This window comes from Veillonella parvula (assembly GCF_945949885.1).
Classification (GTDB): Bacteria; Bacillota; Negativicutes; order Veillonellales; family Veillonellaceae; genus Veillonella; species Veillonella parvula_B.
On the sequence record NZ_CAMFFZ010000008.1, the window covers coordinates 38454 to 52174 of the forward strand.

At 39.7% G+C, this 13721-nt stretch carries 15 protein-coding genes; all 15 read right to left on the reverse strand.

Translation table 11 applies throughout. From position 1 onward, the window contains the following. Nucleotides 1–35: 35 nt before the first annotated feature. The gene (gene ftsH / locus Q7O55_RS03865) at nucleotides 36–1964 is read right to left on the reverse strand and encodes an ATP-dependent zinc metalloprotease FtsH (RefSeq protein WP_303928518.1); all 1929 of its coding nucleotides are present in this window, start codon (nucleotides 1962–1964) and stop codon (nucleotides 36–38) included. Between the two features lie 88 nt (nucleotides 1965–2052). Continuing rightward, entirely contained in the window at nucleotides 2053–2598 is a 546-nt protein-coding gene (gene hpt, locus Q7O55_RS03870; RefSeq protein ID WP_303928520.1) for a hypoxanthine phosphoribosyltransferase, read from the reverse strand. A 23-nt stretch (nucleotides 2599–2621) separates the two neighbouring features. After that, a complete protein-coding gene (gene tilS / locus Q7O55_RS03875; protein ID WP_303928523.1) occupies nucleotides 2622–3620 on the reverse strand; it encodes a tRNA lysidine(34) synthetase TilS in 999 nt (332 codons plus the stop codon). After that, a complete protein-coding gene (locus Q7O55_RS03880) occupies nucleotides 3589–4485 on the reverse strand; it encodes a phosphatase (RefSeq protein ID WP_303928526.1) in 897 nt (298 codons plus the stop codon). Before Q7O55_RS03880 ends, tilS begins: the two co-directional genes overlap by 32 nt. A gap of 97 nt (nucleotides 4486–4582) precedes the next feature. Further along, a complete protein-coding gene (locus Q7O55_RS03885) occupies nucleotides 4583–4984 on the reverse strand; it encodes a S1 RNA-binding domain-containing protein (RefSeq protein ID WP_303928528.1) in 402 nt (133 codons plus the stop codon). Between the two features lie 70 nt (nucleotides 4985–5054). Further along, entirely contained in the window at nucleotides 5055–5387 is a 333-nt protein-coding gene (locus tag Q7O55_RS03890; protein ID WP_156696957.1) for a septum formation initiator family protein, read from the reverse strand. 177 nt (nucleotides 5388–5564) lie between these two features. Continuing rightward, nucleotides 5565–6512, reverse strand: a complete 948-nt coding sequence (locus tag Q7O55_RS03895; RefSeq protein WP_278457763.1) for an L-lactate dehydrogenase — start codon at nucleotides 6510–6512, stop codon at nucleotides 5565–5567. Nucleotides 6513–6606: 94 nt separating this feature from the next. Then, a complete protein-coding gene (locus Q7O55_RS03900; protein WP_303928534.1) occupies nucleotides 6607–7422 on the reverse strand; it encodes a hypothetical protein in 816 nt (271 codons plus the stop codon). Between the two features lie 101 nt (nucleotides 7423–7523). Next, the gene (gene folK / locus Q7O55_RS03905) at nucleotides 7524–7994 is read right to left on the reverse strand and encodes a 2-amino-4-hydroxy-6-hydroxymethyldihydropteridine diphosphokinase (protein ID WP_303928536.1); all 471 of its coding nucleotides are present in this window, start codon (nucleotides 7992–7994) and stop codon (nucleotides 7524–7526) included. After that, nucleotides 7994–8356, reverse strand: a complete 363-nt coding sequence (gene folB / locus Q7O55_RS03910; RefSeq protein WP_303928539.1) for a dihydroneopterin aldolase — start codon at nucleotides 8354–8356, stop codon at nucleotides 7994–7996. The genes folK and folB overlap by 1 nt, the downstream gene beginning before the upstream one ends. Continuing rightward, nucleotides 8356–9189, reverse strand: a complete 834-nt coding sequence (gene folP, locus Q7O55_RS03915; RefSeq protein WP_156696952.1) for a dihydropteroate synthase — start codon at nucleotides 9187–9189, stop codon at nucleotides 8356–8358. The genes folB and folP overlap by 1 nt, the downstream gene beginning before the upstream one ends. Further along, nucleotides 9182–9751 (reverse strand): GTP cyclohydrolase I, encoded by a 570-nt coding sequence (gene folE, locus Q7O55_RS03920; RefSeq protein WP_004698508.1) that lies wholly within the window; start codon nucleotides 9749–9751, stop codon nucleotides 9182–9184. The genes folP and folE overlap by 8 nt, the downstream gene beginning before the upstream one ends. Before the next feature lie 8 nt (nucleotides 9752–9759). Beyond that, nucleotides 9760–11316 carry an ABC-F family ATP-binding cassette domain-containing protein gene (locus tag Q7O55_RS03925; protein WP_303928542.1) on the reverse strand — a complete coding sequence of 519 codons (1557 nt, stop codon included), beginning with the start codon at nucleotides 11314–11316 and terminating at the stop codon, nucleotides 9760–9762. A gap of 104 nt (nucleotides 11317–11420) precedes the next feature. Continuing rightward, a complete protein-coding gene (locus Q7O55_RS03930) occupies nucleotides 11421–12566 on the reverse strand; it encodes an amidohydrolase (RefSeq protein ID WP_303928545.1) in 1146 nt (381 codons plus the stop codon). 120 nt (nucleotides 12567–12686) lie between these two features. Further along, a complete protein-coding gene (locus tag Q7O55_RS03935; RefSeq protein WP_303928548.1) occupies nucleotides 12687–13625 on the reverse strand; it encodes an LD-carboxypeptidase in 939 nt (312 codons plus the stop codon). Nucleotides 13626–13721: the final 96 nt, after the last annotated feature.

Here is a 13721-nt window from a genome sequence, read left to right on the forward strand (position 1 = left end):
AAAAGGCTAGCTCTTTTTCATTTGAACAATATCCATTATTTAATATCATTAGATGATATTTCACTAAAATCTGCTACAGTACTAGTTGTTTCTTTAGCATCAACACCTTCTGGTACTATGCTACCGTCTGCTTCAGAAGTTACTTTAGGCTCCTCAGCTTCAGGGTCTTTTGTTGTACCATATTTGTAAAGATTATCTACCGCTTTCGCATCGATGGTTTCTTCTTCTAACAAAGCATTTGCCATGTCATGTAAGAATTTTTCGTTCTCGCTAAGAAGTTTTGTTACATCTTTGTAAGCTTCTTCTACGATACGATGAATTTCGGAGTCGATTTTCGCAGCGATTTCTTCACTATAGTTGCGCTCATGGCCTAGGTTTTTCCCCAAGAAAATTTGTTCTTGTTGTTCACCGAACACGATAGGGCCAAGCTCATCACTCATCCCCCAACGAGTTACCATAGCACGAGCAGTATTAGTTACACTTTGAAGGTCTCCAGAAGCACCTGTACTGATTTCATCTAAAATCAAGGCTTCTGCAATTCGACCACCAAGAGCCACCCGAATATCTGCTAATAATTGAGATTTTGTTTTGTAGTTTTGTTCTTCCGTTGGAAGCATCATAGTGTAGCCACCAGCTGCACCACGAGGAATAATTGTTACCTTATGAACAGGATCTGCATGAGGCAATAGATGTGCCACAATAGCATGACCAGATTCATGGTACGCTGTTAACTTGCGATCTTTGTCGCTCACAATGTGACTACGGCGCTCAGGACCCATGCTAACCTTTTCACTGGCTTCTTCAACTTCAGCCATAGTAATTACTTTTTTGTTAAGACGAGCTGCCAAAAGAGCTGCTTCGTTTAACAAGTTATTCAAGTCAGCACCAGTAAAGCCTGGAGTTTTCTTAGCAATCGTTTTCAAATCTACGTCATCAGCTAAAGGCTTATTACGAGCATGAACTTTCAAGATTGCTTCACGACCGCGTAAGTCTGGACGACCTACGATAACTTGACGGTCAAAACGCCCTGGACGTAAAAGTGCAGGATCTAGAATATCTGGGCGGTTTGTTGCAGCGATAGTAATAATACCTTCGTTGGCACCGAAACCATCCATTTCAACGAGCAATTGGTTTAATGTTTGTTCACGTTCATCGTGACCGCCACCAAGACCGGCGCCACGTTGACGACCAACCGCATCGATTTCATCGATAAAGATGATACAAGGAGCGTTCTTTTTCGCTTGTGTGAAAAGATCTCGCACACGAGAAGCACCAACACCAACAAACATTTCTACAAAGTCAGAACCAGAAATCGTAAAGAATGGTACACCTGCTTCACCAGCAACGGCTTTAGCAAGTAATGTTTTACCTGTACCTGGAGGTCCTGCTAATAATACACCTTTCGGAATTTTAGCTCCGATAGTTGTGAACTTGCCTGGATCCTTCAAGAATTCTACTACTTCTTCTAATTCTTGTTTTGCTTCTTCAGCGCCAGCTACATCTTTAAAGCTAACCTTTACATTGCCTTCACCCATCAATTTAGCACGGCTTTTACCAAAGTTCATCACGCGGCCCCCGCCACCTTGCGTTTGTTGCATGATGAAGAAGAACAATACTACCAAAATGATAATTGGAATAGCAGAACCTAACAAGCTCATCCACCAAGCTGGTTGCTCAGGTGGAGCTGCAGTAATTTCTACACCATTATCTTGTAAAGTTTTGATTAACGTTTCATCAGTTGGCGCATAAGAATTGAATTCTGTTCCATTTTTTAGTTTACCTTTAATACCATGATCATTGGTAATCGTTACGGACTCAACCTTTTTCTGTTGTACTTGTTGAATAAATCCTGTATAACTGAGTTCAGATTTATTCGCACTTTGACCAGAGAAAGCGTCAATGGCGATAACGAAAGCGGCAATGATAAGTAAATAAAGGACGATATTTTTAGTAAATCGACCCAAAATATTACCCCTTTCAATAATAGTTTAGTGGTATAAACGAATTGAGTACATCTCGTTGAGAGATGCACTCATATATTATATCATATTTTTAACTTTGATACATTTCTTCCTTTAAAATACCTATATAAGGTAAGTGCCGATATTTTTCTGCATAGTCTAAACCATACCCGATAACAAAATAATCAGGAATGACAAAGCCTACATAGTCTACTTCTACAGCCATTTTACGGCGCTCAGGTTTATTCAACAACGCTGCAAGGCGAACACTTTTAGCTCCACGAGCATGTAAATTTTCTAGCAAGTAATGTAATGTCGTGCCAGTATCTACAATATCTTCTACAACGAGTACATGCTTCTCCTCTACAGAGCGGTCCAAATCTTTTAAAATTCGCACTACCCCTGTACTAGTTGTACCGCTGCCATAGCTAGAGCAAGAAATAAAATCGAAACTCACATCCACATTCTCGTCGATAGAGCGAGCTAAATCTGTAAAGAAAACGATAGCACCTTTCAATACCCCTACAAGAACTACGGATTCCCCTTTATAGTCAGCACTGATTTGACGACCTAATTCAGCCACACGTGCCTTTAATTGTTCCTCTGTATATAAAATATCTTTTGCATCTTGATGCATCTATATGACCTCCGCGATTCATATTAATGTTTGCAATATACCTTTATTGTATCACATTGAGCACTTACTTTTATACTTTTTATATTGAAAGTTTTCTCTTCCCCAGTGTTAACAATGTCGAGTAATTGCTCTTGATGAGCAGTGGTAAGCTTGATTTCAGGATCAAGGATGCTCACCAGTCTTTGCCACAATCGACGTTGTATAGCCAACGGCTTCTTACGTAACCCTCTACGAGATATAGACGTGCCCTCATCAGAGATAGTTACTAACTCATCAAACACCATATCCGTTAAATTAGAAATAAGAGAAACGTCTTCGCATACAGAATTCCCTAGTCTTACAATGGCATTAACAACGTTAGGATTAATAGTTTCTAACTCAGGTATAATGCGATGACGAATTCTATTTCTTTGATATCGCACATCCTCATTTGTCCTATCTACACAGTAAGAAATATCTTTTTCTTTCAAATATAAAAGTAGTTCTTCTTTTGTGACATCTAACAGAGGTCTTACTACTGGAATACTATAATCATTACTAACAACGGCCATGCCTGTCAAACCATTAAGTCCAGTCCCTCTAATGAGATGAGCTAAGATTGACTCGGCTTGGTCATCTTTATGATGAGCTACTGCAATATAGTCATACCTCTCAGACTGTGCTATGTCAGTTAGCCATTGATATCGAACTTGGCGACCTATAGTTTCCTCTGATAGTTTTTGCTCTTCACTCAATTTAGGCACATCAACGGTAGCCGTATAAAATGGCAGCCCTAGTATTTCCACTTGGTTTCGTAACCATAGAACCTCATCCTTGCTTTCAGAACGAATACAATGATCTACAATAGCAACTCCAAGCTCATACGCCGTGTGACGATGTGTGGCAATATCTTGCAATAAATGCAATAAAGCCATCGAATCAGGACCACCAGAACAAGCTACCAAGATACGACTATTCTCAGGAAATATATTATGTAATTTTAAAGTGTGATTAACGGTTCGAATAAGCGCTTTCACATTCACGGGCCATCGCCTCCATACCATCTTGATCGCTCACAAATACATGAGGGACCTCATAAGAATCCATAAAGGACGTTAAAATCTCCGCACCAGCAACGATGATGTCGGCACGACCTGCCGGTAAACCTTTCACTTGTAATCTCTCATCACGACTCATATAGCGCAGTTTCATAATGATACCTTCTACAGTTTCACGGCTCAATTTATGACCTTGCACCTTTGTACCATCATAGTGGTCTAAGCCTAAATCAATAGCAGCCAAAGTTGTTAGGGTGCCACCAATACCGATAAATTCACCAAATTCACCTTCAATCATCATCGGATCCCAAAGGAAACGGGTTTCCTCCCACACTCGTTGAGGCCCTTCATCAGATATAGATTGAAGGCGTACTGCTCCCACAGGATAAGAACGACTCCAGTACACTCCATTTTTGTTACCTAATGCAAGCTCTGTACTACCTCCACCAATATCGATAGTCGTGTAATGACGTCCATCCTCTAATTGATTTCCTAAAGCGCCATAAAAGCCATACATAGCCTCTTCATCACCAGATAAAATTCGCCATTTCATAGGACAGTATTTATTAATACGTTCCATAAATGCAAGTCCATTAGCCGCTTCACGAACAGCACTCGTAGCAAAACCAAAGTAATAGTCAGCACCGTATTCATTTGCTATTTTTTTTATATCCGTAAAGGCCTGATAGGATGCTTCCATGGATTCAGCTCGCAAGGTACCATCTGTATTTCGTTGACCTAAGCGGGTAGTCCACAACTGCTTAGACTCATAACGCCACTCGTTATTCTCATAGGTAGCCAATAATAAACGTACTGAATTAGAGCCAATATCGATAATTGCTAACTTCATAATCGCTCCTTACATATACATAGCATTCTCCTAATACTATTATAGCGTTAATACTCTATACATAAGTAAAGAGATGGCGGAATGCCATCTCTCACTATTAATCTCGACGACCACCTCGGCCTCCGCGTTTTCCTTCGGTATTGCGTTTTAAATCGTGTAATCGTTCATTACTATCGCGCAAGAATGATTTCATCTTCGCTTCGAAAGACTCTATACTTTGTTTCGATTGAACACGATGAGAACGTTTTTCTTCTTCCATCCCCTCTTTAGGTTGTGTTTGACGAATCGAAAGGCCAATTTTATTACCATCAATGGATAAAACCTTAACCTTTACCGGATCCTCAACCTTTAAAAGGGTATTAATATCTTCGACATACCCATGAGCTACTTCAGAAATATGAACTAACCCCGTTTGTTTTTCTCCTAAATCAACAAATACGCCGAATTTTGTAATACCTGATACGGTACCATCAATAATGTTACCAACTTCGATTGCCATGCAACCTCCTAATTAATGCGGAAACCTTAAACTACAAACTAATGCGAAGCAAAAAATAATAAAGTATAACCTATTTTACATATGGTACTTCACCAGGTTTTACCAATCCTAGCTCCTCACGAGCAACCCCTTCTATGGTCTTTGGATCTTGTAACCTGGCCTTTTCCTGTTCTAGCTCTTCATTTCGCTGCTGTAACTCTTGCAATTGTTGCTCTATATGTTGTTTTTCTTGATATACAGCCACCAAGCGATAAGCCTGCCCTAACAGTAACAGCACCATAATCCCTATGCCAATTCGCTTGATCCACATGAGGATAATACGCTGATCCTGTGCTTTGCGATTAGGACGAACCCGTTTGCGCGGCCTTTTTGGGCGTTGTACATCCATAATGTCCTGAGTCATAATGTCCCCCAAATATTCATCATCTGTATACTGTCATTTTTAGATTATACCACATAACAGAGCTTGGGACTAAAGAAAATTACAGATATTTCTCATTAAGAACAATAACATAAATCCGTATAAATTTAAAACTCCATACGCAATTTTAGCTTTTTATACACGAAAGTAAACATCCACTTACATAGACTCAGCCTTTACAACATGTTCACGAATGACAGCACAAGAAGTTTTAAATAAGGCTAGCTCTTCATTGGTTAGTTGCAGTTCAAAAACATCTTCGATACCATCTTTACCAATAACAGCAGGAGTAGATGCAAATATTCCTTCTTCTCCATATTGTCCATCTAAATAACAGGAGCAAGGCAATACCTTCTTTTCGTCATGAAATACAGCGCGGATTAATTCTGTGGTAGCACTAGCAATCCCAAATTCCGTAGACCCCTTACCTGCTAGTACATGATAGCCACCAATTTTAACATCATCTAGTGTTTTTGCATGGTCAAGTTCAGGAAATCTATGGGGTAGCTCTCGATGTAACTCTAAAAGTGGTTTTCCTTGTACACAAATATGGGACCATGGCACCATAGCACTACCTCCATGTTCACCTAAGCAGTAGGCCGTAATAGAGCGATTACTAATAGTAAAGATATGCGCTAATTCTTTTTGCAATCTAGCTGAGTCTAGAGCTGTTCCCGTTGAAATGATGCGTTTAGGATTCCACTCAAGATGTTTACATAAATAGGTAGCTACCACATCAGCGGGATTAGAAATCGAAATGATAAAACCTTTGAAGCAAGATTGCTTGATACGTGGAATAACATCTTTAAGTACAGCTACGGTTTCACCAAGACTCTCGAGACGATCTTGATACAAATTTGGCAAAGGTCCCGCACTAAAAACGAGAATATCACAATCTCCACATTCTTCAATAGGACCTGATGTAGCAGTTACTTGATGTGGAATATAGCTAACGGCATCATTAATATCCATAGCTTGCGCTTGAGCTTTTTTCTCGTCAATATCCATCATATATAATTCATCAACCTCACCTTGTAAGGCTAAAGAAAATGCTACATGAGAGCCTACATGTCCAGTACCAATAATACCTACCTTGCGTAACTTCATAAGAGCCTCCATACCTTAGCATAAAACGATAACATATCCTCAAATGCCAATTATTTAAATCACGTATATCCGTATATGATTTACCTTAATAGAATCATAACTCATTTAAATTCATCTCATCCAAATTGAGTGGGAACAAATCTTTTTCTTCCATCGCTTGAGGAGATTTTTCTAAATATTGTTTACGCATAGACCATAAGATATCCAAATCTTTAGGATTTAATTTGGATAATGCATATATCATAATAAAATCAGAACCATAATGTCCACGTAAACTATCAGGCACCCCCTTAGAGCCTTCACCACTAATGCGATTATTAAAAAAGCCTTGGATACGACGATTATCTAAATCTATAATAATAAAACCTGATCCATCATACACATATAATGTATGATTAACACGTTTTAATGCACGTACTGTATTCGTAATAAAATACTGGTCCTTCAAATCAATGAGAGACGACTCATAACCAGAATGGTAAAAGTCACCATAATAATGGGCCCCTCCATCGGTAGAGTCCAACAAACTTTTAAATTCATCTTGCTCATCATTACTGAAGTCAGACAATGCTTTTACCTTTGTTATATTCCGTAAACCTCGTTGGTAATCATCCGATTTAGTTGGCTCTATATGTTGTCCCCTAAAGGTTATTGGCATTAAACGAAGTGTATTATCAGATAAATTATAAATCCCTAGTCCTTCATAACCTAAGAAGTACACTTGTGAGCCACTGGTCTTCATCGCTAATATTCGTTTTGAAATAATGGCATCACTAGAATTAACCAGTGTATGCGCTTCTGGATCAATACGTACTGTTTTACTATCATAATTTGCCCCTACAGCAAGCCAGTAAGATATGCCCATTATAATAAGTGCCAGTACAAATAATCCAATACGTTTTATATTCATCTACGCTCTCCATGACTCCCCAATCATAAAACGTAAAAGCATGCGTACAATATGTATCGTGTTTACAATGTATCTAACATTAGCTTATATACGATTCCAGCTTATACATCCAATTGAGATAATCGGTCGGCAACCTTAACCCCTTTATATGTGAAAGTTGGTAACAGCTGAGATAGCGGTTCTAGTACAAAATTACGATTCCAAAAATGAGGATGCGGTATCACAAGCCTTTCATCACACAGAGAAATCATTTTCCCCTCTGTATCGTACACTAAAATAATATCCAAATCTAATGTGCGAGGGCCCCAATGAATCAATCGTTTTCGTCCAGCCGCCTGCTCTAATTGCTGAATAAGGCTGAGCATTTGATGTGGTTCTAGAGTGCTTTCACAAGACCATACGCCATTAACAAAGGTATCTTGTTCCGTATATCCCCACGGCTCAGTTTCAATAAGAGAAGAAGTGACTAGCTTAGAAATTGCCCCATGTTGTTGTAAGGATTGAAAAGCAGAATTGATGTAGTCACTCTTGTCCCCTATATTCGAGCCTACACTGATGTAATAGGTATACATCAAATTTGTCCTCTTGTAGTGATAACCTCAACATAATCCAAAATACCTGAAATCGGTACAGATGGTTTACGCACCGTTACAGAGAGACCTACAATACCTTGATAATGTTGGTACAAGGAATCGGCGATAAGCGCCCCTAATCGTTCTAAAAGATTGTACTTTTCACCAGTCATAATTGCTTCTACAATTTCATACATCTCTACATAATTGATTGAGTCCTCTAATTGATCACTTTGACCGGCCTTTGTAAGATCAGTTATTATTTCTACATCTACAAAAAATCGTTGTCCTTGTTCTTGCTCAGATGCCAAATTTCCGTGGTATCCGTAGAATGCCATATTTTTTAAAACGATTCTATCCATTATTCACCTCGTAACAAGCCGTCTGCTACTGCTAAGGCGCGTTTGTGCATTTTCACATTGTGAACACGCACCATATCAACACCTTGGAATACACCTGTAATACAAGCTGCTACCGTACCTTCATCGCGATCTTCTGGAGGCAATCCGCCTAGCATAGATCCGATGAAACGCTTGCGGCTCGGCGCAAGTAAAACAGGATATTCATAAGCGGTTAACTCACCCAAGCGTTGCATAACTTCAATATTTTGTTCTTCAGTTTTACCAAAGCCAATACCTGGGTCAAGCCAGATTTGTTGTGGCGTTACCCCCTCTTTCAACGCTTTATCGATAGCACAGAAGAAGAACGCTTTCATATCTTCAATGATATCACCATAATTTGTATCATTACTATTATGCATGATGATAACAGGTACCTTATATTTAGCCACCACCGCGGCCATGTCAGGATCATAATGTAATCCCCATACATCATTTAAAATATGTGCCCCTTTAGAGAAAGCATATTCTGCAGTTTTAGCATGATATGTGTCAATAGATACAGGCACTGTAGAAGCCTGTAAGACAGGCTCTATTAATAGAGATAAGCGTTCTATTTCCTCGTCTGCGGTCAAAGGTGTAGAACCAGGGCGTGTAGATTCAACGCCTAAATCGATAATATCTGCACCATCTTCAATCATTTGCTTTACATGCGCTGCTGCGGTTTCTGGTGTGTTGAATTGACCTCCATCAGAGAAGGAGTCAGGTGTACCATTCAGTATCCCCATAATAAGGGTTCGATCACACAAAGATAAACTTTTGCCATCATTCCATGTATAATTTCTACGTTTAAACATTTACCTGTCCTCCGCCTAACATTGCCAACGCTTCATCTCTTAATGTGCCCTTTTCGGCTAATACGCCTCGGCTTTCTAACGTAATAACCTTTGAATCTTGCTGCATGGTACCTTTGATGAGCATACACAACTGAGTCGATGTAATGCGTACAAATACGCCATGAGCAAATAAATCATTCATAATCGCATCAGCTAATTCAGATGCTAACCGCTCTTGTAATTGCGGTCTACGGCTGAGGATATTCACGATATCTTGAAACTTGCTAAGTCCTGCCACACATCCATCCTTAGGTTGGTACACGATATCTACGGTACCGAAAAAAGGCAATAAATGATGCTCACACATGGAGTAAAACGGAATCCCTGTAACTGCTACGAGACCTTTATAGTCTGTACTAAAAGTCTCTCCCCATGCAGCTTTCGTGTCTAATCCTACACCGCTGAATAATTCACTATATAATTCTGTTACACGACTTGGTGTCTTCTCTAATTCTGGTGCCTCTGTATCAACAGATAAAGCCTCTAAGAATTGCTTTATCCCGTCCTTTGCACGTTGATTCATCGATCCTCCTAAACAATCTTTGTCGTCCAATCCTCAATATTCCAAATATCCGTAACCCAACCTTGATAAAATTCGGGCTCATGACTAACCAGTACAATCGTACCTTTAAAATCACGCAATGCTCGGCTCAGTTCTTCCTTCGCATATATGTCTAAATGGTTGGTCGGTTCGTCTAGCACCAACACATTGTACTTATTCTGCATGAGCTTACATAGGCGAACCTTTGCATTCTCACCACCAGATAATACGCGCATTTGAGACGTAATATGTTCATTAGTAAGGCCACAACGAGCTAATGCTGCACGCACCTCTGCATTGGTCATAGCAGGATATTCATTCCAAATATAGTCTAACGCTGTTTCAGAATTGGATGGCGTATCCTCTTGGGCAAAATAACCTACTTGTAAGAACTCACCTTTTACCAACTCACCACTAATAGGCTTCAATAAACCTAAAATAGTTTTTAACAACGTAGTTTTACCTAGACCATTGACACCGCGAATAGCAATCTTTTTATTTCTTTCAATTTGAAAGTCTACTGGTCTAGTTAATGGTTCATCATAACCTAATTGCAATCCGAAAGCCTCTACGATAAAGCGACTTGGTGTACGGCCTTCTTTAAAACCAAAGCTAGGTTTAATATACTCTTTTGGTTTTTCCAAGATTTCCATCTTCTCTAAGCGTTTAGCGCGAGAGTTCGCCATACCGCGCGTTGCAACGCGAGCTTTGTTGCGTTGAATAAAGTCTTCCATACGCTCAATCTCTTGCTGTTGACGTTCATACGCCTTAGCAGCTTGCGCTTTTTTCACCTCGTAAGCAGCTTGGAACTGATGATAATCACCAGTATAACGCGTAAGCACCGCTTGTTCGATATGGTAAATAACATTAACTACGGAATTTAAAAACTCCATATCATGAGAAATCAAGATGAATGCATTTTCGTAATTTTGCAAATAGTTTTGCAACCATTGAATATGCTCTACATCAAGATAGTTTGTAGGTTCATCCAACAATAGAATAGTCGGTTTCTCTAGTAAAAGCTTTGTGAGCAAAACCTTTGTACGTTGACCACCACTGAGTTCTGTTACATCTCGGTCCAAACCGATATCCACAAGGCCCAAGCCTGCAGCCGTACGCTCAATAACCGCATCAATTTCATAGAACCCACGTTGCTCTAGAATCTCTTGCCACTCCCCAACTTGCGCGAGAAGCTTATTCATTTCATCTTCGGATACATCGCCCATACGATTGTACGCATCATTAATGTTTTGCTCCATCACGAATAAATCGTCAAAAGCGCGCTGTAACACATCGCGGATGGTCATGCCCTTTTCAAGAACAGCATGTTGATCCAAATAACCAACAGTTACCTGATTGGACCATTCAATTTTGCCTTCATCAGGCGGCAATTTACCTGTAATGATATTAAGAAATGTGGATTTACCTTCACCATTAGCACCAATGAGGCCTACATGTTCACCTTTTAGCAAGCGGAATGATGCATCATCTAAAATTTGTCGCGCTCCAAAACCATGGGTTACATTTGAAACGGTTAAAACACTCATATCTATCTCCACCGGAATAAAAGCCGTCTTGTAGAAGACGGCTTGTTTCATACTTACTTAAATATTATATCTATTTTACCTTTTTGACCTCTATATGTCAAAACTTAGGTATCACTTAGCAAGGCATATCGCAAGGCTACAACAGCCATAATTTTAGCTCCTTTAATAGCTTGTGCCAATCCATAGTCAGAACCTGCTGCACAAGTGAATTCTGGCGTATGCGCTTCTAAGCCTAATCCAATCTGTAATGTGGGCTGTACCGTAGGCACTTCATAGGACACATTACCTACATCAGTACTACCATCAGCCTCATCATCTGGCAATATACGAGGTGTTTCACCAAACTCAGTCATCACATCCTTAAAGAGATCTAATAGCTTTTTATCTTGACGCATATCCTTGAAGAGTGGCTCATAATGATGCATTTCAACTTGAGCACCATAGGATACTGCAATCTCTTGAGCAGCCGCTTTGATAGCCGGCAAAATAATACCTTCTAAATCATCCACTGTACTACCACGAACAGTCATGCGAATCGTAGCCTTTGGCGTAACCACATTTGACGCTGTACCTGCTTCGGTAAAAATAGCCCCCACAATAGCCCCTTTAGGAAAGGTTTTCTTTAACTCTTTTATTTTTTGATATAATTCTACCGCACAATCTAAGGCATTAATTCCTGAATCTGTTAAGGATGCAATATGACAGGAGCGCCCATGGAAGGTAACCTCTAGTGGATGTGTCGCTAAGGATGTGCCCCCCACCTCATTTTCACTGCCAGGATGAATAATAAGCGCCGCCTCATAGCCCTTAAATAAACCAGCCTCTGCCATATATACCTTACCACCAATAGTTTCCTCTGCAGGGCAACCAAAGAAAGTCGACCCCCAATCCTGTGGTGCACTTTGACTGAAAGCAACAGCAGCACCTAAGCTCATCATGGCAATAAGATTATGACCACAACCATGACCGAGCTCAGGTAAAGCATCATATTCTCCTAAGAATGCGATTTTATATTTAGCATTACCTCTATAGTCGGCTCTTAACGCGGTTTGTAACTCACGTATATCGGTGAGCCCTACTTGAGATATAAAATTCTGTTTTTCTAAGAATTGGTGAATTGCCTTTACTGCTTTATGCTCATTCAAGCCCAATTCTGGATTATCGTGTAAATATAAGGAAACAGCACGTAATTCCTGTGCCATACTATCTATGATGGCACAGGCACGAGCCTCTCGTTCTTGTAGTGTCATAACTCCCCTTATTATTATCTAATATCTTTGTTATCTAATATCTCGGTAACTACTATTTTTATCTAATATCTGTTTATCTGTTTGTCTGTTAACTAAAATCGTTCACCTAAAAGCTCTTATCTATTTCGTATAAGGATGAACGATGATGGTATTAGAAATATATCTAAAGCTAATCGTCGCTCCTAGCGGTAAGGTTTGATGTGGTGAACCATGTCCCGTTGGCACATAGCATACAAAAGGATCTGGTAATTCTGGTTTTCTATTTTCCTCCATGTAGCGCAATGCTTCATAACCTAAGTCATAATCACGTTCATCTTCATCTCCTTCACAATCTGTAAAGGTGCCAATCACTAAGCCTTTAATACAGCTCAACAAACCACTGAGGCGAAATTGTTGTAACATACGATCCAGCTTATAAGGAGCCTCCCCTACATCTTCAATAAATAGTAAGGTATCCTCCCAAGATTCATCCTCTAAAAAATAAGGTGTTCCTGACAGAACAGATAATATCGTCATATTACCACCACGCAAAATCCCTTCTCCTAGCTCGGTACCAATCGCACCTCTAGGAGGTTCTGGCAAAGGTTCTATAACTTTTAATTTACCTTCTAAAACATTAAATAATGCATCAATATCTGCCTTACGTTCTGCTTTAAAATCTACCCCCATAGGCCCATGATACGTAATAAGGCGACTGTATCGATTGATAGCCATATGGAGCGCCGTACAATCACTGTATCCAACAAAAGCCTTACGATACTTGCGAATCGCTTTATAATCCAGTCGTTCTAAATAGCGCATCGTGCCATACCCCCCCCGTAAAGCGAGCACCGCATTACAAGGGGCTATAGTCATCATGTATTGAAACTCTGCGGCTTGCTCCTCAGGTGTGCCTCCATATAGCCCCTTTCGGCTTGCACTTTCACCCACAAGCACCTTATAGCCTTTAGCCTTACAAATTTCTTCTATTCTATGTAAATCTTCATCGCCAGCACTAGCAGGTGCCATAATACCTATGGTCATTCCCGGTGCCAAACGTTTTGGTTCAATCCAGTCCATATATCCTCAAAAATACCAGTTAACTTCTAATTCATCAATATTAACATACCATATTTGTAACGTAATTTATAAAACATATTTATAAAAAGTATGTAT

What these genes read in the sequence shown, in the direction of transcription:
- hpt (WP_303928520.1), bottom strand. Translation starts at nt 2,598, where the DNA reads ATGCATCAAGATGCAAAAGATATTTTATATACAGAGGAACAATTAAAG.
- Q7O55_RS03880 (WP_303928526.1), bottom strand. Translation starts at nt 4,485, where the DNA reads ATGAAGTTAGCAATTATCGATATTGGCTCTAATTCAGTACGTTTATTA.
- Q7O55_RS03885 (WP_303928528.1), bottom strand. Translation starts at nt 4,984, where the DNA reads ATGGCAATCGAAGTTGGTAACATTATTGATGGTACCGTATCAGGTATT.
- Q7O55_RS03890 (WP_156696957.1), bottom strand. Translation starts at nt 5,387, where the DNA reads ATGACTCAGGACATTATGGATGTACAACGCCCAAAAAGGCCGCGCAAA.
- Q7O55_RS03895 (WP_278457763.1), bottom strand. Translation starts at nt 6,512, where the DNA reads ATGAAGTTACGCAAGGTAGGTATTATTGGTACTGGACATGTAGGCTCT.
- Q7O55_RS03900 (WP_303928534.1), bottom strand. Translation starts at nt 7,422, where the DNA reads ATGAATATAAAACGTATTGGATTATTTGTACTGGCACTTATTATAATG.
- folK (WP_303928536.1), bottom strand. Translation starts at nt 7,994, where the DNA reads ATGTATACCTATTACATCAGTGTAGGCTCGAATATAGGGGACAAGAGT.
- folB (WP_303928539.1), bottom strand. Translation starts at nt 8,356, where the DNA reads ATGGATAGAATCGTTTTAAAAAATATGGCATTCTACGGATACCACGGA.
- folP (WP_156696952.1), bottom strand. Translation starts at nt 9,189, where the DNA reads ATGTTTAAACGTAGAAATTATACATGGAATGATGGCAAAAGTTTATCT.
- folE (WP_004698508.1), bottom strand. Translation starts at nt 9,751, where the DNA reads ATGAATCAACGTGCAAAGGACGGGATAAAGCAATTCTTAGAGGCTTTA.
- Q7O55_RS03925 (WP_303928542.1), bottom strand. Translation starts at nt 11,316, where the DNA reads ATGAGTGTTTTAACCGTTTCAAATGTAACCCATGGTTTTGGAGCGCGA.
- Q7O55_RS03930 (WP_303928545.1), bottom strand. Translation starts at nt 12,566, where the DNA reads ATGACACTACAAGAACGAGAGGCTCGTGCCTGTGCCATCATAGATAGT.
- Q7O55_RS03935 (WP_303928548.1), bottom strand. Translation starts at nt 13,625, where the DNA reads ATGGACTGGATTGAACCAAAACGTTTGGCACCGGGAATGACCATAGGT.